The 26,275-nt window shown below is 70.1% G+C and carries 25 protein-coding genes; 22 read left to right on the top strand and 3 right to left on the bottom strand.

The window, feature by feature from the left end; all coding sequences use genetic code 11:
• The first annotated feature begins 70 nt into the window (after positions 1 to 70).
• From AFL01nite_RS03210 to AFL01nite_RS03155, 12 genes are all read left to right on the top strand, one after another.
• Positions 71 to 1,012 carry an ABC transporter permease gene (locus tag AFL01nite_RS03210; RefSeq protein WP_146825743.1) on the top strand — a complete coding sequence of 314 codons (942 nt, stop codon included), beginning with the start codon at positions 71 to 73 and terminating at the stop codon, positions 1,010 to 1,012.
• Positions 1,009 to 1,980, top strand: a complete 972-nt coding sequence (locus AFL01nite_RS03205) for an ABC transporter permease (protein WP_146825742.1) — start codon at positions 1,009 to 1,011, stop codon at positions 1,978 to 1,980. Before AFL01nite_RS03210 ends, AFL01nite_RS03205 begins: the two co-directional genes overlap by 4 nt.
• Positions 1,977 to 2,858, top strand: coding sequence for an ABC transporter ATP-binding protein (locus tag AFL01nite_RS03200; RefSeq protein ID WP_146825741.1), 882 nt, complete (start codon positions 1,977 to 1,979; stop codon positions 2,856 to 2,858). The genes AFL01nite_RS03205 and AFL01nite_RS03200 overlap by 4 nt, the downstream gene beginning before the upstream one ends.
• The gene (locus tag AFL01nite_RS03195; RefSeq protein ID WP_146825740.1) at positions 2,851 to 3,651 is read left to right on the top strand and encodes an ABC transporter ATP-binding protein; all 801 of its coding nucleotides are present in this window, start codon (positions 2,851 to 2,853) and stop codon (positions 3,649 to 3,651) included. Before AFL01nite_RS03200 ends, AFL01nite_RS03195 begins: the two co-directional genes overlap by 8 nt.
• Positions 3,652 to 3,696: 45 nt before the next feature.
• Positions 3,697 to 5,223, top strand: coding sequence for an AMP-binding protein (locus tag AFL01nite_RS03190; protein WP_146825739.1), 1,527 nt, complete (start codon positions 3,697 to 3,699; stop codon positions 5,221 to 5,223).
• Positions 5,220 to 5,969, top strand: a complete 750-nt coding sequence (locus AFL01nite_RS03185; RefSeq protein WP_146825738.1) for an SDR family oxidoreductase — start codon at positions 5,220 to 5,222, stop codon at positions 5,967 to 5,969. The genes AFL01nite_RS03190 and AFL01nite_RS03185 overlap by 4 nt, the downstream gene beginning before the upstream one ends.
• A gap of 7 nt (positions 5,970 to 5,976) precedes the next feature.
• The gene (locus AFL01nite_RS03180) at positions 5,977 to 6,999 is read left to right on the top strand and encodes a phosphotransferase family protein (RefSeq protein ID WP_146825737.1); all 1,023 of its coding nucleotides are present in this window, start codon (positions 5,977 to 5,979) and stop codon (positions 6,997 to 6,999) included.
• A 114-nt stretch (positions 7,000 to 7,113) separates the two neighbouring features.
• Complete coding sequence (locus tag AFL01nite_RS03175) at positions 7,114 to 8,703, top strand: ABC transporter substrate-binding protein (RefSeq protein ID WP_186813792.1); 1,590 nt, start codon at positions 7,114 to 7,116, stop codon at positions 8,701 to 8,703.
• 169 nt (positions 8,704 to 8,872) lie between these two features.
• Positions 8,873 to 10,450 (top strand): ABC transporter substrate-binding protein, encoded by a 1,578-nt coding sequence (locus AFL01nite_RS03170; protein ID WP_146825735.1) that lies wholly within the window; start codon positions 8,873 to 8,875, stop codon positions 10,448 to 10,450.
• Positions 10,451 to 10,526: 76 nt separating this feature from the next.
• Positions 10,527 to 11,294: a crotonase/enoyl-CoA hydratase family protein gene (locus AFL01nite_RS03165; RefSeq protein WP_146825734.1), complete on the top strand. Its 768-nt coding sequence runs from the start codon at positions 10,527 to 10,529 to the stop codon at positions 11,292 to 11,294.
• 45 nt (positions 11,295 to 11,339) lie between these two features.
• Entirely contained in the window at positions 11,340 to 11,822 is a 483-nt protein-coding gene (locus tag AFL01nite_RS03160; protein WP_146825733.1) for a MaoC family dehydratase, read from the top strand.
• A 37-nt stretch (positions 11,823 to 11,859) separates the two neighbouring features.
• Positions 11,860 to 12,537, top strand: a complete 678-nt coding sequence (locus AFL01nite_RS03155) for a TetR/AcrR family transcriptional regulator (RefSeq protein ID WP_146825732.1) — start codon at positions 11,860 to 11,862, stop codon at positions 12,535 to 12,537.
• A gap of 63 nt (positions 12,538 to 12,600) precedes the next feature.
• Here the strand turns inward: AFL01nite_RS03155 and AFL01nite_RS03150 are convergent, their stop codons facing one another.
• Entirely contained in the window at positions 12,601 to 14,058 is a 1,458-nt protein-coding gene (locus AFL01nite_RS03150) for an MFS transporter (protein ID WP_146825731.1), read from the bottom strand.
• 156 nt (positions 14,059 to 14,214) lie between these two features.
• Between AFL01nite_RS03150 and AFL01nite_RS03145 the strand changes: the two genes are divergently transcribed.
• The 8 genes from AFL01nite_RS03145 to AFL01nite_RS03110 all read left to right on the top strand — a co-directional run bounded on the left by AFL01nite_RS03145 (position 14,215) and on the right by AFL01nite_RS03110 (position 21,582).
• A complete protein-coding gene (locus AFL01nite_RS03145; protein WP_146825730.1) occupies positions 14,215 to 15,414 on the top strand; it encodes an acetyl-CoA C-acyltransferase in 1,200 nt (399 codons plus the stop codon).
• The gene (locus AFL01nite_RS03140; protein ID WP_146825729.1) at positions 15,414 to 16,250 is read left to right on the top strand and encodes an enoyl-CoA hydratase-related protein; all 837 of its coding nucleotides are present in this window, start codon (positions 15,414 to 15,416) and stop codon (positions 16,248 to 16,250) included. The genes AFL01nite_RS03145 and AFL01nite_RS03140 overlap by 1 nt, the downstream gene beginning before the upstream one ends.
• Positions 16,251 to 16,273: 23 nt before the next feature.
• Entirely contained in the window at positions 16,274 to 16,573 is a 300-nt protein-coding gene (locus tag AFL01nite_RS03135) for a putative quinol monooxygenase (protein ID WP_146825728.1), read from the top strand.
• On the top strand, positions 16,557 to 17,252 hold the full coding sequence (locus AFL01nite_RS03130) for a TetR/AcrR family transcriptional regulator (RefSeq protein ID WP_222593381.1): 696 nt from the start codon (positions 16,557 to 16,559) through the stop codon (positions 17,250 to 17,252). Before AFL01nite_RS03135 ends, AFL01nite_RS03130 begins: the two co-directional genes overlap by 17 nt.
• Positions 17,253 to 17,336: 84 nt before the next feature.
• Entirely contained in the window at positions 17,337 to 18,554 is a 1,218-nt protein-coding gene (locus tag AFL01nite_RS03125) for an acyl-CoA dehydrogenase family protein (protein WP_146825727.1), read from the top strand.
• On the top strand, positions 18,547 to 19,716 hold the full coding sequence (locus tag AFL01nite_RS03120; protein ID WP_146825726.1) for an acyl-CoA dehydrogenase family protein: 1,170 nt from the start codon (positions 18,547 to 18,549) through the stop codon (positions 19,714 to 19,716). The genes AFL01nite_RS03125 and AFL01nite_RS03120 overlap by 8 nt, the downstream gene beginning before the upstream one ends.
• A complete protein-coding gene (locus AFL01nite_RS03115) occupies positions 19,713 to 20,774 on the top strand; it encodes an acyl-CoA dehydrogenase family protein (RefSeq protein WP_146825725.1) in 1,062 nt (353 codons plus the stop codon). The genes AFL01nite_RS03120 and AFL01nite_RS03115 overlap by 4 nt, the downstream gene beginning before the upstream one ends.
• 37 nt (positions 20,775 to 20,811) lie before the next feature.
• On the top strand, positions 20,812 to 21,582 hold the full coding sequence (locus AFL01nite_RS03110) for an SDR family oxidoreductase (protein WP_146825724.1): 771 nt from the start codon (positions 20,812 to 20,814) through the stop codon (positions 21,580 to 21,582).
• A 105-nt stretch (positions 21,583 to 21,687) separates the two neighbouring features.
• On the opposite strand, the gene AFL01nite_RS03105 is transcribed toward AFL01nite_RS03110, so the two are convergent.
• Positions 21,688 to 22,164: a hypothetical protein gene (locus AFL01nite_RS03105; protein WP_146825723.1), complete on the bottom strand. Its 477-nt coding sequence runs from the start codon at positions 22,162 to 22,164 to the stop codon at positions 21,688 to 21,690.
• 287 nt (positions 22,165 to 22,451) lie between these two features.
• On the opposite strand from AFL01nite_RS03105, the gene AFL01nite_RS03100 reads away from it, so the two are divergent.
• Positions 22,452 to 24,008 carry an ABC transporter substrate-binding protein gene (locus AFL01nite_RS03100; protein ID WP_146825722.1) on the top strand — a complete coding sequence of 519 codons (1,557 nt, stop codon included), beginning with the start codon at positions 22,452 to 22,454 and terminating at the stop codon, positions 24,006 to 24,008.
• Positions 24,009 to 24,066: 58 nt separating this feature from the next.
• On the opposite strand, the gene AFL01nite_RS03095 is transcribed toward AFL01nite_RS03100, so the two are convergent.
• Positions 24,067 to 25,581 (bottom strand): ATP-dependent DNA ligase, encoded by a 1,515-nt coding sequence (locus AFL01nite_RS03095; protein ID WP_146825721.1) that lies wholly within the window; start codon positions 25,579 to 25,581, stop codon positions 24,067 to 24,069.
• 58 nt (positions 25,582 to 25,639) lie between these two features.
• On the opposite strand from AFL01nite_RS03095, the gene AFL01nite_RS03090 reads away from it, so the two are divergent.
• A complete protein-coding gene (locus AFL01nite_RS03090) occupies positions 25,640 to 26,257 on the top strand; it encodes a hypothetical protein (RefSeq protein WP_146825720.1) in 618 nt (205 codons plus the stop codon).
• Positions 26,258 to 26,275 lie beyond the last annotated feature (18 nt).

Genomic DNA, 26,275 nt, shown 5'->3' with positions numbered 1-26,275 from the left:
CGCCCGCGGACGTTCCCCCCACGCTGAATCCCAGGAAAGATCGACGAAATGCTGATGGAGACGATGTGACATGAAATGGCGTCGGTTCCTGGTGTCCCGGTTCGTCCGGCTCGCCTTCGTGCTGGTGGCGATCACCACCCTCACGTTCCTCATGATGCACCTGGCCCCGGGTGACCCCGCGCGGCTCGTGGCCGGCATGGACGCGGACGAGCAGGCGGTGCAGATCGCTCGCGAGCGGCTCGGCCTCGACCAGCCCATGTACCAGCAGTTCCTCGACTACGTCGGCGGCCTGTTCCGCGGCGACCTGGGCACGTCCTTCGCGACGAACCAGCCCGTGACCGAGGAGATCGCCCAGAAGATCGGGCCCACCGCGCAGCTCGCGGTGCTCGGCATGGCGCTCATCCTGCTCGTGGGCCTGCCCATGGGCATCATCGGCGCGGTCCTGACCCGCAACGGCCACCGGTGGTTCGAGATCGCCTTCAGCGGCTCGACCGGCGCGATGGCCTCGATTCCCCAGTACCTCATCGCGACCTTCCTGGCGTTCCTGTTCGCCGTGACCTGGCAGCTGCTGCCGGTCGCGGGGTCGGGGTCGATCGAGGCCGCGATCCTGCCGGCGGTCGCCATCGCGGTCCGGCCGGCGGCGTCGATCGCGCGCCTCGTGCGCGTCCGCACCCTCGAGGTGCTGGAGTCGCCGTACGTCCGCACGGCCCGCAGCAAGCGACTGCCGACGCGCAAGCTCTACCTCGCGCACGTCTTCCCCAACTCGATCACGACCATGCTGGCCATGGGCGGCGTCACCTTCGCCAGCCTCATCGGCGGCGCGGTCATCGTCGAACAGGTCTTCGCCCGTCTCGGGCTGGGCACGACGCTGGTCCACAGCGTCCTGGTCGGCGACTACCCGGTCGTCCAAGGCATCGTCCTGCTGCTCGGCTTCGCCGTGGTGCTGGTCAACGCCCTGGTCGACGTCATCCTCGGGATCGTCGATCCCCGGACCATGGAGGCGGGCCGATGAGCAGCAAGCGCCACGGCACCACGCGGCAGATGTCCAAGGCGTTCCTGTCCAGTCCGACCGGCATCATCTCGGGACTGATCCTGCTCGGCCTGACCGTGCTGGTCATCATGGGCCCGAACGGCTTCGGCGACCAGGCGACGGTCAGCGACATGGCCCGCTCGAGCGAGGGTCCGTCCGCGGACCACCGCTGGGGCACGGACGCTCTCGGGCGCGACATCTTCACGCGCACGCTGGCCGCGACGCGGCTGTCCATCCTCTACGCCTCCGCGGCGGTGTTCTTCGCGATGATCGTCGGCGGTCTGGTCGGCGGCCTCATCGCCGCCGGCGGCCCCCGTGTCCGCAAGGTCGGCGGCGCCGTCATCGACACGATGATGGGCTTCGGCGACATCCTGCTGGCCGTCGTCGTCGTCGCGATCGTCGGCGTCGGCGCCAAGGGAGCGGTGCTGGCGATCGGCGTGGCCTTCACGCCCCACTTCGCCCGCTTCACCTACAGCCTCGTCGACTCGGTCATGGTGCGCGACTACATGTCCGCCGCCCGCGTCGTCGGCGTCAGCAAGTCGGGCATCGGCCGGCGCTACGTCGGCCGCAACGTGGCCGACAGCCTCGTCATCGTGACGTTCACGACCGTCGCCGAGGGGATCATGGCGATGTCCTCGCTGAGCTTCCTGGGCCTGGGCATCCAGTCGCCGCAGTTCGACTGGGGCCAGATGCTGACCGACGGCGTCAAGAACTTCTACCTCAACCCGTACGCCGCGCTCGTGCCGGCCACGTTGATCCTGATCACCGGCCTGGCGGTCAACCTCTTCGGCGACGCGCTCGCCCGGGCGGTCAACCCGGTGCTGTGGAGCGAGCGGCCCAGCCTGTTCCGCTCGAAGCTGCGCCGCAACCGCGCCAAGGCCCTGGCCATGACGCCGGAGATCACGATCGACCCCGCCATGGAGACCGAACTCAGGAAGGGACGCCCATGAACGCCGATCCCGTGAGCAACGACATCTTGCTCGACGTGCGCAACCTCTCGATCAGCGTCGAGAACCGCGACGAGATCCCGCCGCTGGTCCGGAACGTCTCGTTCCACCTGAACCGCGGCGAGATCGTCGGCATCGTGGGGGAGTCCGGCAGCGGCAAGACGCTGACGTCGCTCGCGGTGTCGCGGCTGCTGCCCCAGGGCCTGAGCATGAGCGCGGACCGGATCGACTTCGACGGCCACGACCTGGTCGGCGGCTCGGACCGCGAGTTGCGGACGGTGCTGGGCACGAACCTGGCGATGGTGTTCCAGGACCCGATGCAGTCGCTCAACCCGGCGCGCAAGATCGGCGCCCAGATGATCGAGACGGTGCGGGAGCACCGGGGCCTGTCCAAGAAGGAGGCGCGGGCGCTGGCGATCCGCAGCCTCGAGGACGTGCACATCACCGAGCCGGCCAAGCGCCTGAAGCAGTACCCGCACGAGCTGTCCGGCGGCATGCGCCAGCGCACCATGATCGCGATGGGCCTCATGGGCGAGCCGAGCCTGATCCTGGCCGACGAGCCCACCACGGCCCTGGACGTCACGGTCCAGGCGCAGGTCATGCAGCTGCTGTGCGACCTCAACGACCGCAAGGGCAGCGCCGTCCTGCTGATCTCGCACAACATCTCGCTGCTGTCGGAGGTGTGCGACCGGATCATCGTGATGTTCCGCGGCGAGATCGTCGAGGACCTCACGACGGCGAAGCTGCTGGCGGGCCCCGACCATCCGTACACGCAGGGACTCATCCGCGCGGTCCCGGACCTCAACACCGACCGCGGCGTGGACCTCGTGACCATCGAGGACGGGCAGTTCGACGTCGAACGGGAGATGAACCATGCTTGAGCTGGAGAACGTCGAAGTCACCTACCCCGGCCCGCCCCCGTTCACGGCGGTCAAGGGCATCAACCTCAGCGTGCCGACCGGCTCCACCGTGGGCCTCGTGGGCGAGTCCGGCTCGGGCAAGTCCTCGATCGCCCGCGCCGCCATCGGCCTGACGCCCGTGACGAAGGGCCGCATCACGCTGGACGGCCAGGACGTCACGAACCCCAAGGGCAAGTCCCTGCGGTACCTGCGCGGCCGGGCCCAGCTGGTGTTCCAGGACCCGCACGCCTCGCTCAACCCGCGCATGGAGATCGCGATGGCGGTGCAGGAGGCCGTCAGCGTCGCCACCGGCAAGCGGCTCAACTCGCGCGAGTGCGCCGACGCCGCGCTCGATCTGCTCGACAAGGTGGGCGTCCCGAAGGCCGCGATGCGTCGTTACCCTCACCAGCTCTCGGGCGGTCAGCTGCAGCGCGTCTCCATCGCGCGGGCGCTGGCCCTCGAGCCGTCGCTGATGATCCTCGACGAGGTGACGGCGTCGCTCGACGTGTCGGTGCAGGCGCGCATCCTCAACCTGCTGCGCCAGCTGCAGCGCGAGCTGGACGTCTCGATGCTCTACATCTCGCACGACCTGTCCGTGATCCGCTACCTCGCCGACCACGTCTACGTCATGCGTCACGGCGAGATGGTCGAGGCCGGGACGGCCGACCAGGTCTTCGACGCCCCGCAGCAGGAGTACACCCAGGCCCTGCTGTCCGCCGTCCCCACGCTCGGCGGAAGTCGCTGGCGCTCGCGCCACGACCTCGTCGCCGGCTGACCGATCCCCATCGACCGCTCCGAGACGGAGCGACAAGGAGCTTGCATGAACACCGTTGACCGCCTGTGGAGTCACGCCGACACCACGCCCGACGCGATCGCCGTGCGGGTCGGCGACGACTCGTGGACGTACGGCCGGCTGCGCGACCTCATCGCGACGTGGGCCGGACGGCTCGATCGCGCCGGGATCACGGCGGGGGACCGGGTGCTGCTCGTGGCCCCCACCTCGCAGGAGTTCGTGGTGGTGCACCACGCGATCGCCGCGATCGGTGCGATCGGGGTGACGGTCAACTCGACGTCGACCGCGGCCGAGCTGGAGTACTTCCTGACCGACGCCGAGTGCTCCCTCGCCATCGCCTGGCACGAGACGCAGGACGTCGCGCGGAAGGCGGCCGAGGCCACCGGCATCGACCTGTGGGTGCTCGAGGCCGGTGACGTCGAGGTCGACGTGCCCGCGGACCTGGAGCTGCCACGGTCGATGGACGCCGACGACACGGCGGTGCTGCTCTACACGTCCGGCACCACGGGCAAGCCCAAGGGTGCCGAGCTGACGCACGGCAACATCGTGGCGTGCGCCGAGATCATCGCGGGCACGCTGGACAGCGAGGGGGACGACCGCGTCGGGACCGCGCTGCCGCTCTTCCACGTCTTCGGCCAGGTGTGCGTCATGGCCAGCACGTTCACCATCGGCGCCAGCCTCTCGCTGCTGCGTCCCTTCAGCGGGCCCGGCCTGCTGAAGATGGCGGCGGCGCACCGGCTGACGATCCTGGCCGGCGTCCCCACCATGTGGAACGCGATGCTGCACGCCGACGTCGACGTGTCGCCCGAGGACCTGGCCGGCCTGACCCACGCGCTCTCCGGCGGAGCCGCGCTGCCGCTGGCCGTCGCCGACGCGTTCCGCGAGCGCTTCGGCTGCCGCGTCCTCGACGGCTACGGCCTCAGCGAGACCACCGGCGCGGCCACCTCGGCCAAGCTCAGCGTCCGCCGCAAGGAGGGCTCGGTCGGCCCGGCCCTGCCGCGGCTCAAGGCCTGCATCATGGACTCCGAGGGCAACCAGGTCGGTCCCGGCGTCGACGGCGAGGTCGCCGTCGCCGGGCCGGTCATCATGAAGGGCTACTGGCGGCGCCCCGAGGCCACGGCCGAGGTCATGCGCGGCGAGTGGTTCCTCACCGGCGACATCGGCCGGCAGGACGAGGACGGCGACATCTGGATCGTCGACCGCAAGAAGGACCTCGTGATCCGGGGCGGCTACAACGTCTACCCCCGCGAGATCGAGGAGGTGCTCTACACCCATCCCGACCTGCGCGAGGTCGCCGTCATCGGCGTCCCCGACGACCGGCTCGGCGAGGAGATCGCCGTCGTCTTCGCACCCCACCCCGGGCGTGAGGTCGACGCCGGCGTCCTGCGGTCGTGGCTCGAGGAGCGCCTGGCGCCCTACAAGGTGCCGCGCGTCTACCAGGAGGTCGCCGAGCTGCCCAAGGGCTCGACCGGCAAGATCCTCAAGCGCCAGCTCGATCGCAGCTCAGTCCTGGCCACCGGCACCCGCGTCAGCCGGGACAGGAGCATGTCGTGAAGCGCCTCGAGGGTCGTACCGCCATCGTCACCGGAGCCTCGCGGGGCATCGGCCTCGCGGCGGCGGAGGAGCTCGTCGCCGAAGGCGCTCGCGTCGTCGTGACGTCGCGCCACCAGGAGGCGGCCGATGAGGCCGCGCGCTCGATCGGTGAGAACGCCGTCGGGTTCGCCGCCCACGCGGTCGAGGAGGACGCCGCGCGCGCGTGCGTCGACTTCACCCTCGACCGGTTCGGCAGCATCGACATCCTGGTCAACAACGCCGGCACCAACCCGGCGTTCGGGCCGGTCGTGTCGCAGGACCACGGCCGCTTCGCCAAGACGATGGACGTCAACCTGTGGGCACCGATCCTGTGGTCGGGCCTGGTGTGGGACGCCTGGATGCAGGAGCACGGCGGCACGATCATCAACACGGCGTCGATCGGCGGCATGGCGGTCGGACCGGACCTGGGGATCTACCACGTCTCGAAGGCGGCGCTCATCCACGTGACGAAGCAGCTCGCCCTCGAGCTCGGCCCGAAGGTCCGCGTCAACGCCGTGGCCCCGGGTGTCGTCCGGACGCGGCTGGCCGAGGCGCTGTGGAAGGAGCACGAGGAGGCGGTGGCGCAACGCACCCCGCTCGGCCGGATCGGCGAGCCCCGGGACATCGGATCGGTCATCGCGTTCCTGGCCGGCGACGGCGCCGCGTGGATCACCGGCGAGACGATCGTCATCGACGGTGGCCAGCTGCTGGCCTCGAGCGAGGGGTGAGGCGACGATGAGTCAGCTGATCGCGACGGAGCCGATCGCCCGCTGGATCGCGTCGCTCGGCATCGGCGCCGAGGGCCTGGTCGAGTTCGAGCGCGTCGGCGCCGGCCAGTCGAACCTGACCTTCCTGGTCACCGACGCGGTCGGGCACCGGTGGATCATGCGGCGTCCGCCCTTGGGCAAGCTGCTGGCCTCGGCGCACGACGTCGAGCGCGAGCACCGGATCATGTCCGGACTGCAGGGCACCGGCGTGCCGGTGCCGACCATCCACGGGTTCACGAAGGACCCGGACATCACCGACGCGCCGATCATGCTGATGGACTTCGTCGACGGACGGGTGCTGGACAGCATCGAGGCCGTCGAGGCCGTTCCCGAGGAGACTCGCCGTGCGATCGGCCTGTCGCTGGCCTCGACGCTCGGGTCGGTGCACGAGGTCGACCTCGTCGCGGCCGGCCTCGACGATCTCGCCAGCCACGCGCCGTACGCCGAGCGCCAGCTGCGTCGGTGGCACCGGCAGTGGGAGCAGTCGCGCACGCGTGACCTGCCCATCGTCGACGACCTCGCCGCCCGGCTCACGGCGCACGTCCCCGAGCAGCGCGAGGTGTCGCTCGTGCACGGCGACTTCCACCTGCTGAACGTCATCACCGACGCCGACGCGGGCCGGGTCACGGCGGTCCTGGACTGGGAGCTGTCGACACTGGGCGACCCCCTGGCGGACCTCGGCGGGCTGCTCGCGTACTGGCCGCAGGCCGACGACGAGATCGTCACCGGCTTCCGCGGTCCGACGATGCCGGGCTTCCCGTCCCGCGACGAGCTCGTGGCGCAGTACGCCGCCACGACCGGACGCGACGTCTCCGCCATCGGCTTCTGGTACGTCCTCGGGCTCTGGAAGATCGCGATCATCGCCGAGGGGGTGCTGCGTCGCTCGATCGACGACCCCCGCAACACCGCGGTCACCGGCCAGATCTCCAGCGATCTGATCGACTCCCTGCTGGCGCGGGCCGATCTGGAGGCGCGCGCAGCCGGCCTCTGACCCCTGAGGACCCCGATTCTGAAGTTGAACCCAGATTCGGGTAACGTGACTCGGGACACGGTCACGCGCGTGATGACGTGACGGTCCCGAGCACGTGAGAGGTCGAGAATGAAGTTGAGCAAGCGAGTGGGCGCGGAGCGCCGCTCACCGTGGAGCCGGGGCCTCGGCTCCGCCGCCGCCGTCGCCCTGGGCGCGTCCCTCCTGGCCGCCTGCGGTGGGGGATCGGACTCGTCCGCCGGCACCACCGGCGAGGCGCCGGAGCAGGCCACCTTGGTGCTGCGCAACGACGTCGACACGTTCGACCCGATGCTGACGGCGGCCGAGCAGGGTGCGGTCCAGATGTACGAGGCGCTGTACGACACGCTCGTGCGCCGCAACTGGAAGACCGGCGAGTACGAGCCCGCGATGGCCACGTCGTGGAAGGCCACGCCGACGAAGATCGACTTCGAGCTCAAGGACGGCCTGACCTGCAGCGACGGCACCGACCTGCTGCCCAGCGACATCCAGAAGTCGCTCGAGCGCCTGGCCGACCCGAAGACGGGCTCGATCTACACCGGCCGGTTCTTCGGCGCGGGCGGCGTCAAGCAGATCGTGGCCGACGACGAGGCCAACACCGTCTCGGTCGAGGTCAACGAGCCGCACACGGACCTGATCGACAGCATGGCCACGGCGTTCATCGTCTGCCCGAAGGGGCTCGCCGACACCAAGGCCCTCGCCACGACGCCGCAGGGCTCCGGTCCGTACAAGCTCACCTCGATGAAGCGTGGCGACACGTACGAGCTCGAGGCCTGGGGTTCCCCGGCGCTCGAGGATCCCGAGAGCGTCCCGGCCAAGCTCACGTACCGGGTGGTCACGTCCGACTCCACCCGCGCGAACCTCGTCGACACCGGCGAGGCCGACATCGTCAGCGTGGTGGGGCGTGACTCCAAGCGCCTCGAGTCGACCGTCGAGCCGATCCAGGGCAAGGCCTTCCAGGCCGACTCGGTGGTCTTCAACCAGCGCGAGGGCGCCCCGTTCGCCGACGAGAAGCTGCGTCGCGTCGTCGCGCAGGCCCTCGACGCCGAGAGCTACACGAAGGCCGCGTCCTTCGGCGTCGGCGATGCCGTCGACACGCTCGTCACCCCGAACATGGACTGCTACGTCGAGGGCAACGGCAAGCTCGGCCTGAAGCTCGACAAGGACCGCGCGAAGGCCGACCTCGCGGCTGCGGGCTACGGCCCCGGCGGCAAGGAGCTGTCGGTGCGGCTGCTGGGCTACGACCTGCAGAACTCCGGCCCGGAGTACCTGGCCGACGCCCTGCGCGAGCTGGGGATCAAGGTCGAGGTCACCAACGGCACGCTGGCCCAGGCCGCCGGCGTCGTCTACGGCGACGCGGGGGAGTGGGACGTCATGGTGTTCCCGATGAACGCGCCCGCGCCGCACCTGTACCCGGCCGTGACGAAGATGAGCTCGAACCTCGGCGAGGGCGGCTCGTACAACTTCGGCCGTGTGAAGAACGACGAGTTCGACCGGTACGCGAAGCTCGCTCCCGCCTCGACGGGTGATGAGCGGTGCGAGAACTGGAGCAAGGCCGAGGCGGCCCTGCTCGAGCGCACCGACGTGGTGCCCATGATGTGGCCGATCGCGAACTACTTCTCGAAGGACCTCACCTTCGAGACGGGCTACCGCACGACCGACCTGCGCACCATCCGCGTGAAGGGCTGAGTCGGCGACGAGACCGGGCCGGTTCGTTCGGGTTCCCCCGCCCGAGCGGACCGGCCCTTCTCGGGGTTCCGAAGTGAAACTGAATTCAGTATTGATATGCGCGGTGACTTGGGTCACACTCAGGTCAAGAGCTGAACTCGTCTTCAGGCTCACGTCCGAAAGGTTGACCATGATCCCCTCCCGAACACGCACTCCGCTACGAGCTCTCGGCGCCGCCGGAGCGCTGCTGCTGTCGGCCTCCCTGCTCAGCGCCTGCGGGGACTCCTCCGACGGCGGCGACCGCGTCGCGGGCAAGGCCCCCGACGCCGTCGTGATGGACCTGCGCAACGACGTCGACACCTTCGACCCCTTCCTCACCGCCGCCGACCAGGGCGCGGTGCAGATGTACGAAGCGCTCTACGACACCCCGGTCCGACGCGACATGAAGACGGGTGAGTACGTCGCCGCCATGGCCACGGACTGGGAGGTCACGACGACCAAGATCGACATGACCTTCCGTGAGGGCCTGACGTGCAGCGACGGCACCGACCTCACCGCGACCGACATCGCGAACTCGATGAAGCGCCTGGCCGACCCGAAGACGGGCTCGGTCTACACCGGCCGTCTCTTCGGTGCCGGCGGCGTCAAGCAGATCGTGGCCGACGACGAGGCCAACACCGTCTCGATCGAGGTCAAGGACCCGCACTCGGATCTCCTCGACAGCATGTCGACCGCCTTCGTGATCTGCCCCAAGGGCCTGAAGGACCTCGAGGCGCTCGCCACGACGCCGCAGGGCTCGGGGCCGTACAAGGTCACCTCGCTCAAGCGCGGTGACACCTACGAGCTGGAGGCATGGGACTCGCCGGCCCTCGAGGACGCCGACAGCGTTCCCGCCAAGCTCACCTTCCGCGTCATCACCGCCGACGCGACCCGGGCCAACCTGTTCGAGACCGGCGAAACCGACATCGCGGGCATCCTCGGCCGCGACTCCAAGCGGCTCGAGGGCAGTCACGAGTTCATCCAGGGCAAGGCGTTCGAGGCGGACTCGCTGACGTTCAACCAGCGGCCCGAGGCGCCGATGTCCGACGAGAAGCTGCGCCGCGTCGTCGCCCAGGCGATCGACGCCGCCGCGTACACCAAGGCCGCGTCCTTCGGTGTCGGCGAGGCCGTGAACACCGTCGTCACCCCGAACATGGACTGCTACACCGAGGCCAACGGCAAGGTGGGCCTGAAGTTCGACGAGGACCAGGCCAAGGCCGACCTCGAGGCGGCGGGCTACGGTCCCGGTGGCAAGAAGCTCACGCTGCGCCTGCTCGGGTACGACGTCCAGAACTCCGGCCCGGACTACGTCGCGGACGCGCTGCGCAAGATCGGGATCGAGGTCAAGGTCACGAACGGCACGCAGGCCCAGGCCGCCGGCATCGTCTACGGCGACGAAGGCGAGTGGGACATCATCGTCTTCCCGTACATCAGTGCGGCACCGCATCCGTACCCGCTGGTCACGAAGATGAGCTCGAACCTCGGCGAGGGCGGCTCGTACAACTTCGGCCGCACGCGCAACGACGACTTCGACAAGTACGCGGCGCTGGCCACCAGCAAGCTCGGCGACGAGCGCTGCGAGAACTGGGCGAAGGCCGAGGCCGCACTGCTGGAGCAGACCAACCTCGTCCCGTTGCTGTGGCCCATCGCGAACTACTTCAGCGACGGACTCACCTTCGAGGCGACGTACCGCACCGTCGACCTGCGGACCATCCGCGCGGTCGAGTGAGACCGGTGGGCGCCCCGTGCAGCACGGGGCGCCCACCTCCCCATTCCCCGACAGAAGAACGAGCGCAAGGAGCACCATGTCAGTCGTACTCGCCGAGAAGGTCCTGGATGACCGGGCCCTGCTCATCACCCTGAACCGGCCCGAGGCCCGCAACGCCGTCAACGGTCAGGTGGCCCGCGAGATGGCCGCGATCCTGGACGAGCTCGACGCCGACCCGTCGCTCGTCGTGGGCATCATCCGCGGCGAGGGGCGAGGCTTCAGCGCCGGCATGGACCTGAAGGCGTTCCTCGAGGGCGACTTCCCGGCCTTCGAGGACCGGGGCTTCGGCGGCTTCGCCCAGCGCGGGCCGAAGACCCCGCTGATCGCCGCGATCGAGGGCTTCGCCGTCGCCGGCGGCCTCGAGATGGCGCTGGCCTGCGACCTGATCGTCGCGGCGTCGGACGCCAAGCTCGGCCTGCCCGAGGTCAAGCGATCGCTCATCGCCGCCGGCGGCGGTCTGCTGCGCCTGGCCCAGCGCATCCCGTACCACGTGGCCGCCGAGATCGCCCTGACCGGAGACCACCTCTCGGTCGAGCGGCTGTACCAGGTCGGCCTGGTGAACCGCGTCGCCGAGCCCGGTCACGCGCTCGACGAGGCGCTCGCGCTCGCGGCCCAGCTGGTCGACAACGCCCCGCTGGCGCTCGAGGGCTCCAAGTACGTCCTGGAGAACGCCGCCGACTGGGGCATGGCCGAGGGCTGGAAGCAGCAGGAGCCCATCACGATCAAGGTCAGCACCTCCGAGGACGCCCGCGAGGGCGCCACGGCCTTCGCCGAGCGCCGCGCCCCCGTCTGGCGCGGGCGCTGACCCCACACCCCCCACCATCCACCCTCACCGAACGAAGGACACCGCATGACCGACACGACCCAGCTCCCCGTCCGGCCGCAGAACGTGGCCGAGCTCGAGGCCCTCATCGGCCAGACGATCGGCCCGACGGAATGGCACGACGTGACGCAGGAGAGCGTGAACGCGTTCGCCGACGTCACCGGCGACCACCAGTGGATCCACGTCGATCCCGAACGGGCCGCGCAGAGCCCGCTCGGCACGACGATCGCCCACGGCCTCTACAGCCTGTCGCTCGGCCCGGCGTTCTCGTACTCGCTGATCTCGTTCGAGGCGTTCACGCACAGCCTCAACTACGGCTACGAGAAGGTGCGCTTCCCCGCGCCGCTGCCGATCGGCTCGCGCGTGCGGATGACGACCGAGGTCGTCGCCGTCGTCCACGTGCCCGGCGGCGTGCAGGTTCGGGCCCGCCAGGTGTTCGAGCGCGAGGGCTCGGACAAGCCCGTCGCGGTCGCCGAATCCCTCGGAAGGCTCGTCGAAGATGCGTCATGATCCGAAGTTGACGTCAAATTCCTCTAGCATGTGACTCATGAGTAGCACGCCAGAGAGTGCGGCGCGTCACCGTCGCTCGGCCGGTTTCTCCGGTACGTCGACGCCTCGCGACCTGCCCACCACCCCGCGCGGGCTGCGCACCCGGACCAAGCTGGTCGAGGCCGCACGCGTCGTCTTCGAGCGGGACGGCTTCCTCGATGCGCGCCTGGTGGACATCACCACCGAGGCGGGCATCTCGGCCGGATCCTTCTACACCTACTTCGACAGCAAGGAGGAGATCTTCTCCGCCGTGCTGGCCGAGGTCGAGGAGGAGATGCTCCACCCCGACGTGCGACAGGTGACCAACGGCGACGACCCGGTCTCGATGATCCGCAAGGCCAACCGCGCCTACCTGGAGTCGTACCAGCGGTTCTCGAAGTTCATGCGCCTGCTGGAGCAGGTGGCCAGCATCGACGAGGACTTCCGTGAGCTGCGGCGCAAGCGCGGCGAGTCGTTCGTCCAGCGCAACGCCAAGAGCATCCGGCAGATGCAGCAGGACGGCGTCGCCGGAGCGGACATCGATCCGATGATGGCGGCCTCGTTCCTGTCGGGCATGGTCGCCCGTGCGGCCTACTCGCGCTTCGTGCTCGGCGAGAGCTGGACGATCGACGAGATGGTCGACTCGCTCACCGAGCTGTGGGCCAACGCGCTCAAGATCGAGACACCGGCGAGCTGACACCTGCGAACAGGGCCCCCGACGACACGGTCGTCGGGGGCCCTGTCGCGTGAAGGGAGTCGCTCAGTGGGTGCGCTGGTCCTCGCGGGCCGGCGCCGCGGCCGCCATGGCCTGGCGGCGGGGGATGCCCACGAGGGTGATGATGACGCTGAGGGCCATCGTGACGGCGCCGATGACGAAGACGATGGTGAACACCGACTCGCGCGGGTGGTCGTCGGCCATCAGGTGGCTGGCGATGAGGGCGACCACGAGGGCACTGCCGAGAGCGCTGCCGGACGAGCGGGTGATCGAGGCCATGGCGTTCGCCAGCGCCGTCTCGCGGGGGAGCACCACCGCCGTGACGACGGCGGGAACGGCGGCGAAGCCCATGCTGAACGCGGCGTTCGTGATGACGCCACCGAGGATGACCTCCCACGCCCGCTCGTGGAACGCGAGCAGCTGCAGGTAGCCCAGCAGGCCCACGACCGAGGCGATCAGCAGCGTCGCCCGGCCGCCGAAGCGGCCGACGCACATGCCGCCGAGGGGAGAGGCCACGATGCCGATGCTCGCGGCGGGGAGGAGGTAGACGAGGCTCGTCTCGAGCACCGACGCCGAGAAGCCGTGGCCGTGGCTCGCGGGCACCTGCACCAGGGCCGTGATGCTGAGGAAGATCAGGAACATCCCGAAGCCGATGAAGAAGCCGATGGCGTTGGCGGCGGCCAGGGTGCGGTCGCGCAGCATCGCGATCGGCACCAAGGGCTCGGAGACGCGCCGCTCCACCGCGAGCCAGACCGCGAAGGTCACGAGCGACCCCGCCAAGGAGCCGGTCGTGGCGATGCTCGTCCAGCCCCAGTCGTTGCCCTGCGTCATCGCCAGCAGCAGCAGGACGAGCGCGACGCCGAGCAGCAGCCCGCCGAGCCAGTCGACCCGTCCCGAGCTGTGGGGCCGGTCCTTCGGGATCACGACGACGGCCGCCACCGACAGCAGCAGTGCCACGGCGAGGGTGAACCAGAAGATGTTGCGGTAGTCGCGGTCGCCGTGGGTGAGGATGCCGGTCAGGACCAGACCGGCTCCGGCGCCCACGCTGATCGCGCCGGTGAGGAACGACAGCCCCAGGGGCAGTCGGCGCGGGTGGAGCTGGTCGCGCAGGATGCCGACCGACAGCGGGAAGAGGCAGAAGGAGGCGCCCTGGACCGCTCGGGCGACGAGCAGCATCCAGTACGACGACGTCACCGCGGCGAGCAGGGAGCCCGCCGCGACGGCCACCGTGACGACGAGCACGAGCCGACGCCGGCCGTGCAGGTCGCCGGACTTGCTGAGGATCGGGGTCAGGACGGCGGCGGCCAACAGGTTGATCGTGACGACCCAGCCGATCGCGGCCGTGGACACCTCGAGGTCGCGGCTCATCTTGCCCAGGACGGGGACGGCCATCGTCTGCAGGAGTGCGGTGACGGTGGACAGCAGCGCGAGGACGCAGACCAGGGCGGCGCCCGACCTCGGCTTCGCCGCCGGGGTGCGGCGACGCGCGCGGTGGCCTGCCATGGACGTGGAAGCTCGCTTCCTGCGCCGCGGGGCGCACGGTTGACAATCGGGCGGGCCCGAGCCAAAGTTGAAACTGAAGTAAGATTCATATTAGACCCTTTGCGCCGCGAGCGCGAGCATCATCTTCCTTTTCCCTTCGAACCAGAGGAACGCCCCATGAGAGAGGCCGTTGTCGTCTCGACCGCCCGTACCCCCATCGGCAAGGCCTACCGGGGTGCGTTCAACAACACGCAGGCCCAGGAGCTCGCCGGCCACGCCATCGCCGAGGCGGTGAAGCGCGCCGGCATCGACGGCTCCGAGGTCGACGACGTCGTCCTGGGGGCGGCCATGCAGCAGGGCAGCTCCGGCTTCAACGTCGCGCGCCAGGGCGCGCTGCGGGCCGGACTGCCGACCTCGGTCGCCGGCATGTCGGTCGACCGTCAGTGCGCGTCGGGCCTGATGGCCATCGCGACGGCCGCGAAGCAGATCGTCGCCGACGGCATGGACATCACGATCGGCGGCGGCGTCGAGTCGATCTCGCTGGTGCAGAACGAGCACATGAACGGCCACCGCGCCAACGACCCGTGGCTCGAGCAGCACCGTCCCGACCTCTACATGCCGATGCTGCAGACCGCCGAGATCGTGGCCGAGCGTTACGGCGTCAGCCGTGACGCGCAGGACGAGTTCGCCCTGCTCTCGCAGCAGCGCACCGCCGCGGCCCAGGAGGCCGGCCGGTTCGACGCCGAGATCGTGCCGTTCGAGTCCGTCCAGCTCGTGCAGGACCGCGAGACCAAGCAGGTCAGCGAGCAGCGCGTGACCCTGGCCAAGGACGAGGGCAACCGCCCCTCGACGACCCGCGAGTCCCTCGCGGGCCTGAGCGCGGTGCTGCCCGACGGCCAGGTCACGAAGGTGTCCAGCGTGACTGCCGGCAACGCCTCGCAGCTCTCCGACGGCGCCTCCGCCTCGGTGCTCATGGAGCGCAAGGTCGCCGAGCAGCGCGGCGCGGACGTGCTCGGCGTCTACCGCGGCATGGCCGTCGCCGGCTGCGACCCGGACGAGATGGGCATCGGCCCGGTCTTCGCCATCCCGAAGCTGCTGAAGCACCACGGCCTAACCGTCGACGACATCGGCCTGTGGGAGCTCAACGAGGCCTTCGCGTCGCAGGCGCTCTACTGCCGTGACGCCCTGGGGATCGACCCGGAGCGCTACAACGTCGACGGCGGCGCGATCTCGGTCGGCCACCCGTACGGCATGACCGGCGCCCGCCTGGTGGGCCACTCGCTCATCGAGGGCAGGCGTCGCGGCGTGCAGTACGTCGTGATCTCGATGTGCATCGGTGGCGGCATGGGTGCCGCCGGCCTGTTCGAGGTCGCCTGATGCCCGGCCAGCCCTTTGGCGGCACGAGCACCGAGGACGACGTCTTCGGCGAGGTCGCGGACGGCGTCGGCACCATCACGCTGAACCGGCCGGACCGTCGCAACGCCCTGTCCGACGCGATGGTGGCAGGCCTGTCCTCGCTGCTCGAGCAGATGCAGGAGTCCGACGACGTCCGCGTGATCGTGATCACGGGCGCCGGCAAGGCGTTCTGCTCCGGCGGCGACGTCCAGGACTTCGACGCCAAGGGCGGTGAGGGCGGCGGCGCCGACGAGATCGACGAGGCCGCCGTCGAGGCGCAGCGCCGGGCCCAGCACCAGACCGTCGGCGCGATCCACGCCAGCCGCAAGCCGGTCATCGCCGCCATTCCCGGCGCCGCCGCCGGCGCCGGGCTGGGCCTGGCGCTCGCGGCCGACTTCCGGATCGGCAGCGAGCGGGCGGTCTTCGCCACGGCGTTCGCCGCGGTCGGCCTGTCGGGCGACTTCGGCGTCGCGTGGCTGCTGAACTCGATCGTCGGCCCCGTCAAGGCGCGTGAGCTGATGATGTTCAACCCGCGCGTCCGCGCCGAGGAGGCCAAGGAGCTCGGCCTGCTCAACTGGGTGGTCGCCGAGGACGAGCTGCAGGAGCGCACGACCGAGATCGCCCAGCAGCTGGCGAGCGGTCCGGCGCTGGCGCTGGAGTACATCGCCGACAACCTGCGGCGGGCCAGTCACCAGACGCTGTCCGAGAGCATGGACGCGGAGGTCCCCCTCCACAAGCGGACCGGGCTCACCGAGGATCACATCGGCGCGGTCCGCGCCTTCGTCGAGAAGCGCACGCCGACCTTCGGCCAGCGCTGACCACCCGAACCGAGAGGAACCGCATGATCAACGTGACCGCGGCCGTGACCGTCCGCGAGGACCGCACGGCCGACTTCGAGGCGGCCGTCGCGGCCGCCCGCCCGGGCATGCTCGCCGACCCCGGCTGCACGCGCTGGGACCTGCAGCGCGTGAGCCGGTCCGAGGTCGACTACGTGCTGCTCGAGGAGTACGCCGACGGTGACGCCCTGCGCCGCCACGGCTCGTCCCCGGAGTTCGCCGCGTTCGGTGACGTCCTGAAGGACCTCATCGCGGCGCCGCCGGTCCTCTCCGTGCTGAAGCCGGTCGGTGAGCAGTCCCGGTAGCGGGCGGCCCGAGGGCCACGACACGGGTTCGCTGGTCGACGAGCGGCAGGTCCGGGCGCTGCCCGTGACCGCTCGCGGCCAGCGGACCCGCGAGTCGCTCGTCGCGGCGGCCCGGCGGGTCTTCGAGCGCGACGGCTTCATCAACTCGCGCCTGACCGACATCGCCACCGAGGCGCACACGTCGATCGGCACGTTCTACACCTACTTCGACAGCAAGGACGAGGTCTTCACCGCCGTCCTGCAGGTCGCCCAGGACGACATGCTCCACCCGGGCCTGCCCCGCGTGGAGGAGGCGCCCGAGAACATCGCCGGCGTGCTCGAGGCGTCCAATCGCGCCTACTTCGAGGCGTACCGGCGCAACGCCCAGCTGATGGTCCTGCTCGAGCAGGTGGCCACGATCAACCCCGACTTCCGTCGCCTGCGCGTCGAGCGATCGAGGCTCTTCACCGATCGCGTCGCGCGGTGGATCGGGTCGATGCAGGAGGCCGGCCTGGCCGATCGCAGTCTCGATCCCCTCATGACGTCGCGCGCCCTGGCCAGCATGGTCAGCCGGCTGGCGTACTACTCCTTCGCGCTGGGGGAGGACTGGGACGTCGACTCGATGGTCGACACCGCGACGAGGCTCTGGTTCAACGCGCTCGGCATGACGCTGCCCGCGTCGTCGCCCGAGTCGGCCTGATCTCGCCCGCCGGAGCGCTCATTGCCACGGGGCGGTCCACGCGCTAGCCTGAGTTGAATCTGAATTCATCTTTGGGAGTCTCCAGTGGAATTTGCCTACGACCGCACCACGACCGACCTGATCGAGCGGCTGACGTCCTTCATGGAGGAGTTCGTCTACCCGGCCGAGGCCACCTTCTGGGAGCAGCTCGAAGCGGCCCCCGACGTGTGGTCGCCGCCGCCGGTGATCGAGGGCCTGAAGACCGCCGCCCGCGAGCGCGGCCTGTGGAACCTGTTCCACCCCGGCGCCGAGGGCGCGGGCCTGACGAACCTCCAGTACGCCCCGCTGTGCGAGATCATGGGCCGCAGCCTCCACATCGCGCCGACCGCCACGAACTGCGCGGCCCCGGACACCGGCAACATGGAGGTGCTCAGCCACTTCGGCACCGACGAGCAGAAGAAGCAGTGGCTCGAGCCGCTGCTCGCCGGTGAGATCCGCTCGGCCTTCGCGATGACCGAGCCGGCCGTGGCCAGCTCCGACGCCACCAACATCGAGACCTCGATCGTGCGCGATGGCGACGAGTACGTCATCAACGGCCGCAAGTGGTTCATCTCCGGCGCGATGAACCCGAACGCCAAGATCATGATCGTCATGGGCAAGACGGACCCCACCGCGGACCGTCACCGCCAGCAGTCGCAGGTCCTCGTTCCCCGGGACACCCCGGGCGTCGAGATCAAGCGCGGCATGCGCGTCTTCGGCTACGACGACCGCGACCACGGCGGTCACGCCGAGGTCATCTTCCGCGACGTGCGCGTCCCGGTCTCGAACCTCATCGCGGGGGAGGGCGAGGGCTTCGCCATCGCCCAGGCCCGCCTCGGGCCCGGCCGCATCCACCACTGCATGCGCCTGATCGGCATCGCCGAGCGCAGCCTGGAGCTGATGGTCGCGCGCGCCAACGACCGGGTCGCCTTCGGCAAGCCGCTGAGCGAGCAGGGCGTCATCCGCGACTGGATCGCCGAGTCGCGCGTCAAGATCGAGCAGATCCGCCTGCTGACCCTCAAGGCCGCGTGGCTGATGGACACCGTCGGCAACAAGGGTGCGCACACCGAGATCCAGGCCATCAAGATCGCGGCTCCCCGCACGGTCGAGTGGATCGTCGACAAGGCCATCCAGGTCCACGGTGGTGGCGGCCTGAGCCAGGACTTCCCGATCGCGGAGTGGTTCGCCCAGGTGCGCACGCTGCGCTTCGCCGACGGCCCCGACGAGGTGCACAAGAACGCCCTCGCGCGCCACGAGCTGCGGAAGGTGGCCTCGCGTGACTGACGTGCGTGCGGAGGTGGCGGCGCTGCTGGCCCGCTTCGACCTCGAGACCGTCGACCCCGTCGAGTTCCTCGGCGCCCGGTTCGACGCCGGCCTTGCGTGGGTGCACTTCCCCGTCGGGCGCGGCGGCCTCGACCGGCCGCGCGACGAGCAGCAGGTGGTGGAGCAGCTGCTCGCCGAGGCCGGCGCCCCGGCGCCCGACCTGGGCCGCAACAGCATCGGCATCGGCATGGCCGCGCCGACCCTCATCGCCTTCGGCACACCCGAGCAGCAGGACCGCTACCTGCGGCCGCTCTTCACGTGCGAGGAGATCTGGTGCCAGCTGTTCAGCGAGCCCGGCGCCGGCTCCGACCTGGCAGGCGTGGCGACCAAGGCCGTCCTCGACGGTGACACGTGGATCGTCAACGGGCAGAAGGTCTGGACGTCCGGCGCCCAGAACGCGCAGCGGGCGATCCTCGTGGCGCGCACCGATCCGACGGTGGTCAAGCACGCCGGGCTGTCGTACTTCGTGGTCGACATGGCCGACCCGGGCGTCGACGTGCGCCCGCTGCGCCAGATCACCGGCGAGGCCGAGTTCAACGAGGTCTTCCTCAATGACGTCCGCGTCCCCGATGCCGACCGGGTGGGAGCGGTCGGTGCCGGGTGGCGCGTGGCGACCACGACCCTGAACAACGAGCGGGTCGCGATCGGCAGCGGTGCCGAGCGTGAGGCCGGGCAGATCGGGATCGTCACCGAGCGGTGGCGCAACGATCCGTCGGTGCGCTCCTCGGCCGAGCACGACCGCCTCATGTCGTGGTGGGTCGAGACCGAGGTGACCCGCCTTGCCGGCGAGCGGCTGCGCCAGCAGCTGGCCGTGGGCCAGCCCGGGCCCGAGAGCTCGGCGATGAAGCTGGCGTTCGCCCAGCAGGCGCAGCAGATCTCCGGGTTCGCGCTCGAGCTCGATCCCGACGCGGGCCTGCAGTACGACGACTGGACCATGGTCCGCACCGTCTCGGCCAGCTTCCTCGGCCGCGGCCCGGGCTTCCGCTACCTGCGTGCCAAGGGCAACTCGATCGAGGGCGGCACGTCCGAGATCATGCGCAACGTCGTCTCCGAGCGCGTCCTGGGCCTGCCCGCCGACCACCGCCCCGACAAGGGCGTCCCCTTCAACGAGGTGCCCCGATGACCGATCTTCTGTACTCCGACGTGGAGGAGTCGCTGCGCTCGAGCGTGCGCGGCGCTCTGGGACGCGTCACGGATTCCGCCCGCGTCGCGGCTCTCTACGACGACCCCGACGCCGACACGTCGGCCGTGTGGTCGGCCGTCGCCGGCGACCTCGGCCTGGCGGGACTGCTGGTGCCGGGGGAGTGGGGCGGCGTCGGCGCCGGTGCCCGCGAGGTGGCGGTGGTGCTCGAGGAGCTCGGCCGCACCGTCGCACCCGTGCCGTTCCTGGAGAGCGCGGTCATCGCGACCACCGCACTGCTCGAACTCGAGTCCGACGTGGTCGCGTCGCTGGCCGACGGAGGCCAGCGGGGCGTGCTCGTCCTGCCGTGGTCGGCCCGCGCCGGAGCGTGGACCGCGACCGAGGGCGGTGCGGTGACTCCGGTGGCCGGCGCGCTCGGCGCCGACCTCTTCCTCGTGCCGACGCTCGTCGGCGGCACCGTGCAGCTGGTGCTGCACGAGTCCGCGACCGTCGACCCGATCACCTCGCTCGACATGAGCCGGCCCCTCGCCGCGGTCACGCCGACCGGTGAGGGACGGGTGCTCGCCAAGGGCGACGCAGCCGTGGCAGCCGTCGACGCCGCACTGGCGGCGGGGGCGGCTCTGCTCGCGTCCGAGCAGGTGGGGCTGGCGCAGTGGTGCCTCGAGACGACGGTCGAGTACGCCAAGACGCGCGTGCAGTTCGCGCGTCCCATCGGCTCGTTCCAGGCCATCAAGCACCGCCTGGCCGACCTCTACCTCGAGGTCGCCCAGGCCCAGGCTGCGGCCCGGTACGCCGCCGACACTCTCGCGACCGGCGACGCCGACGCCCCCGTGGCGCAGGCGGTGGCGCAGTCCTACTGCTCCGACGTCGCGGTGCACGCGGCCGAGGAGGCCCTGCAGCTGCACGGCGGCATCGGCATGACGTGGGAGCACGCGATCCACCTGTACCTCAAGCGGGCCAAGTCCGACCAGCTCGCGCTGGGCACCCCGGCGGCGCACCGTGCCGACCTGGCCGGCCTCGTGGACCTCCCGCAGCACTGACCCCTGACCGACTCCACCACGACAGAACGGAACCACCATGGACACCACAGCACTGTTCAGCCTCGAAGGGCGCTCGGCGCTCATCACCGGCGGCTCGCGCGGCATCGGCAAGATGATCGCCGAGGGCTTCCTGAAGCAGGGCGCCCGCGTCTACATCTCGGCGCGCAAGGCCGAGGCGTGCGACGCCACCGCCGAGGAGCTGTCGCAGTTCGGCACCTGCGTCTCCCTGCCCGCCGACGTCTCGACGATGGAGGGCATCAACGACCTCGTCGCCCGCTACCGCGAGCACGAGTCGAGCCTCGACATCCTCGTCAACAACGCCGGTGCCGCCTGGGGCGCCCCGTTCGACGAGTTCCCCGAGTCGGGCTGGGACAAGGTCATGGACCTGAACGTGAAGTCCCTGTTCTTCCTGACGCAGGCGCTCAAGGGCGACCTCGTGGCCGCCGCGGGCGACCACCTGGCCAAGGTCATCAACATCGCCTCGATCGACGGGATCTCGCTGAACCCGCAGGAGACCTACTCGTACCACGCGAGCAAGGCCGGGGTCATCCAGCTGACGCGGCGCATGGCCATCCGCCTCATCGAGGACCGGATCGCCGTGAGCGGCATCGCTCCCGGGGCCTTCGCCTCGAACATGAACAAGGACGCGCGCGACCACGGCGACGAGATCAAGGACTCGATCCCGGCCCGCCGCATCGGCGACCCCGAGGACATGGCGGCCGCGGCGATCTACCTCGCCGCGCGCTCGGGCGACTACGTCGTCGGCTCGACGATCACGGTGGACGGAGGCGTCACCCACGCCCGCTGAGTGGTGCGCAGGCCTCGCGTGCCAGAGGCACGAAGGATGATGCATTCCGCCCCGCTGGGGTAGCCGAATGCATCATCCTTCGTTCTCTCACGGGTCAGCCTTTTCTCACGGCATGGGGGTCGGGCACGTCGTCTTGTTCTGCGTGGCATCACGCACGTCCGCCATGGTCTCCTGGACCGTTTCGTCGAAGTCGCCTCCGGACAGCTGGTCGACGCCTCGATCCCCGATCTGTGAGCGTCCCGTCTCGTCGAGCGAGACGAAGACCAGCAGCCGCCGCTGTGGTCCTACCCGCCACGTGGTCGTGGGATCGTCCGGGTCAACGACTCCGCGCAACACGACCGTGCTCGGTCCGGTTGTCGGCTTGAGCCAGGTTTCGGCTTCAAGAGAGACGTCCACATCGCCTGACTGACCCCGAGCGACGACATCGGTGACGTGGCCGACAAACACGTGGTCAGAGCACGCGACGAACTCCTCCGGGGACAGCGCACCCTCCTCGTCCCGAAACGTCTGTCCGCATCCCGCGGCAGCCGCGACGATCGCCGAGATCAGGGTAAGTCGCAGTGGAAGCGCCAACCGTCGCACCAGGACGTCACCTCAGCCTGGGACTTCAGTGCTGGCGCTCACGTAGGCTCCTCGGCTGACCTGTCCGCGGTGGTGGAAGCGAACCTGTTCTTACCGGGCAGGTCAAGGGCTTGATGGTCACCCACGCCTGCTGACCCTCGCGTTGCCTCGGCCCCCTCGACCCCCGTCCCTGGCGGCCGAGATTGCCGTTTCTAAAGTTGAATTCAATATTGACTATGTCTGGTTCATCCTCCACGATGGGACGAACGTGTGAGCACGATCACACCGTCCCCTGAGGAGATCCGGACATGGCGAGAATCAGTGCAGTGGTGGCGCTCGGCGTCGTCGCGGCGATGGGCCTGAGTGCCTGCGGCGGCGACGACGGCGGCGCGCAGGGCAAAGCCGGTGAGGTGCCGAAGAGCATCGTGATGGACCTGCGCAACGACATCGACACCTTCGACCCGGCGGTCTCGGCCTCCGACCAGGGCGCCATGCAGCTGTACGAGGCGATCTACGACACCCCGGTGCGCCAGGACCGCAAGACGGGCGGCGTCGCCCCGGCCATGGCCACGAAGTGGGAAGTCACGCCCACCAAGGTCGTGTTCACGCTGCGCCCCGACCTCAAGTGCAGCGACGGCACCGCCCTGCTGCCGTCGGACGTGGCGGACAACATGAAGCGCCTCGCCGATCCGAAGTCGGGCTCGCCGTTCACCGGCCGCCTCTTCGGCTCCGGCGGCGCCAAGTCGATCGTCGGCGACGATGCGGCCGACACCCTCACGATCGAGGTCAACGAGCCGCACACGGACATGCTCGAGACGATGACCAACGCGTTCGTCGTCTGCCCGAAGGGGCTCAAGGACGTCGAGGGACTCGCGACCGCTCCGCAGGGATCGGGACCGTACAAGATCACCACGCTGAAGCGCGGCGAGGAATACGTCCTCGAGGCGTGGGACTCCCCGGGACTGGCTGACGACGAGGAGATCCCGGACAAGATCACGATGCGGGTCGTCACGTCGGACTCCACGCGGGCGAACCTCTTCGAGACCGGCACGACCGACATCGCCGCTGTGCTGGGCCGCGACTCCGAGCGCCTCGAGCGCGACAACAAGCCGATCCAGGGCAAGGCCTACGGCGCGGACTCGATGTCGTTCAACGAGCGCAAGGGTCGCCCGCTGAACGACGAGCGCCTGCGTCGCGTGGTCGCTCACGCCATCGATCCGGCCGGGTACGCGAAGGCCGCCTCGTTCGGCGTCGCCGAGCCTGCGCGCACGGTCATCACCGAGAACATGAACTGCTACACGCCGGAGAACGAGAAGTTCGTGCCGGAGTTCGACGTCGACAAGGCGAAGGCCGAGCTCAAGGCCGCCGGCTACGGACCCGGCGGCAGGGACCTGACGATCGAGCTGCTCGGCTACGACGTGCAGAACTCCGGGCCCGACTACATCGCCGATGCCCTGCGTCAGCTCGGCATCAAGGTGAACGTCACCAATGGCACGCTCGCACAGGGCGCGGGCATCATCTACGGCGACGGATCGGACTGGGACATCTTCGTGTACCCGTACCAGACCGCGGTCCGCACGCCGTACCCGATGGCCACGAAGATGAGCTCGGTGTTCGGTGAGGGCGGCGCCCTGAACTGGGGCCGCGTCTACAACTCGAAGTTCGAGGACCTGATCGAGAACCGGGTCTCGAGCCTCGAGGGTGAGGAGCGCTGCGCGCGCTGGGGCGAGGCCGAGGCCGCGCTGCTCGAGCGGGTCGACTTCGTTCCGCTCATGGTTCCGGTGGCGAACTACTTCACGAAGGGGTTGACCTTCGACGCCGGCTACCGGGTGGTGAACCTGCGCAGCATCCGCAACGCCGGCTGAGGCGCCCCACGAGCCAGCAGCCCCGCCGGAATTCCTCCCCGGCGGGGCTGCTGTCGTGTCAGGGGACGAGTGAGCGGATGGTCTCGATCGTGTCGGCGTCGGCCGGGCCCTTGTCGTCGCGGTAGCGGATGACGCGGGCGAAGCGCAGGGCGAGGCCACCGGCGTAGCGCGTCGAGCGCTGGAGTCCGTCGAAGGCGATCTCGACGACCTGCTCGGGGCGGACGTGGACGACGTGCCCCTCGCGGTGCGTCTCGAGCGCGAGAAAGCGCTCGGTCTGCCAGGCGAGGATCTCGTCGGTCATCCCCTTGAAGGTCTTGCCGAGCATCACGAACCCGGTGGGCGACGACTCGTCTCGGGCGCCGAGGTGGATGTTCGACAACCAGCCGCGGCGGCGGCCGGAGCCCCACTCGACGGCGAGGACGACGAGGTCGAGGGTGTGGACCGGCTTGACCTTGACCCAGGCCGCGCCGCGACGGCCGGCCGCATAGGGGGCGGAGAGGTCCTTGAGGACGACGCCCTCGTGGCCGGCGGCGACGGTCTCGGCGGCGAACGCATCCGCTGCGGCGGGGTCGGAGGTGACGAGGCGGCGGACGCGATGAGCCTCGGGCACGAGGGCGTCGAGGGCGGCGAGGCGCTCGTGACCCGGCGCATCGAGCAGGTCGCGCCCGTCGACGTGCAGGACGTCGAAGAAGTGCGGGGTGATCGCGACTCCTGCGGCTTGCGCGGTGCGGCTGGCGGTGTCCTGGAAGGCCAGTGGGCGGCCGTCGTCGGCCAGTGCGAGCGCCTCGCCGTCGAGCACGAAGCGGGTGGCGGGCAGCGACCGGGCGATCTCGACCACCTCGGGCAGTCGCGCGGTGATGTCGTCGAGACTGCGGGTGACGACGAGCACGGCGTCGCCGTCACGGTGCACCTGGATGCGGATCCCGTCGAGCTTGGCATCGACGGCGACCTCGGTGGTGCCGTCGGGGGAGAGGCCGGCCATGGCGCCGGCCACGTCGGGCGCGCTCGAGGCCAGCATCGGCAGGACGGGCCGGCCGACCTGGAGCCCGATCGCGGCCAAGGCCTCCTCGCCCTCGAAGGCGGCGTGGGCCGCGGCGACCGTGCTGCCGGCAAGCATCGCCGCTCTGCGGACCGCCGCCGGCGGCACCTCGGCGACCAGCGCGACGGCTTCCTGCGTGACGGCGTCGAGCGCACCTTGGCGGAGGTTGCCGGTGACGATCGCGCGCAGCCAGTCCTGCTCGGCGGCGGTGGCGCGGCCGAACACCTCGGCGACGGCCTGCTTGCGCGTGGCCTGCGAGCCGGGCCCGGACAACCGCGAGATCACCTCGAACGCCTCGTCGACCTCGAGGACGCCCAGCGTCGGCTCATCGGCCGGTGCCACCGGATCGCTGACGCCCTTCCAGCCCAGTCCCGTGCGTCGCTGGCGCAGTGCACCGCCGAGGTAGGACACGACGATCTCGAGCTCGTCCGGCTCGGCGCGGCCGAGCAGTTGGGCCAGTAGTGCGACCTTCGCCTTGCGCGAGCGCGTGGCGGCGACCTCGACGGAGGTGGCGACGAGCTCGGCGAGCAGCATGCGTCCATCCTGCCGCTCGTCACCGACAGCCGCTGGGCCCGACGGGCAGGATGGGCATGTGAAGGCAGATCGGGTCAGGGAGCGCTTCGCCGGCCGGATCGCCGGTGTCGGCAGTGCGAGCGGGGTGCGCGTGGTCGTCGGCCGTTGGGACGCCTCGCCATGGGGCGCGTTCGCAGACGTGATGATAGAGGACGCCGGCGGCCACCGCGTGCTGCTGGCGCCGACCGAGCAGGTGCGGGAGTTCGTCACCGCGACGTACTCGTTCGACGAGCACGTCATCGAGCCCGTCTCCGTGACGGACACTGCCGACGGGTGGCAGGTCGAGACGCCGTCGCTGTCACTGCGGTTGGTCGTGGGCGGGCGCACGCCGCTGGGCGCGCTGCTCGGAATCGTCCCGAAATCGGTGGCGACCGCGCCTGCCTGGTGCTCGGCGATCGACCCCGTCGCGCGGGTCGTGATGCGGGGCGTGCGGACGCGAGGGACGGCCGGCAACGACCGTCGCGAGTGGTACGGCGCGACCTCGGTCGTCTCCGTCGACGAGATCACCGGGGCGTGGAGAGGGACCGACCTCGGGGACCTTCGCCCCGTCGATCCGCCGTGCCGCTTCGGCTTCTCGAGCACGCCCGCGAGGCCCTCGGTGACGAGCGTGGTGACGACGATCGAGCGGTCGCTCTGATGCCGTCGCCTAGATGCT

This window comes from Aeromicrobium flavum (genome assembly GCF_007992115.1).
Classification (GTDB): Bacteria; Actinomycetota; Actinomycetes; order Propionibacteriales; family Nocardioidaceae; genus Aeromicrobium; species Aeromicrobium flavum.
The sequence above is the reverse complement of the archived record's forward strand: the minus strand, read 5'-3'. Positions and strand labels throughout refer to the sequence as shown.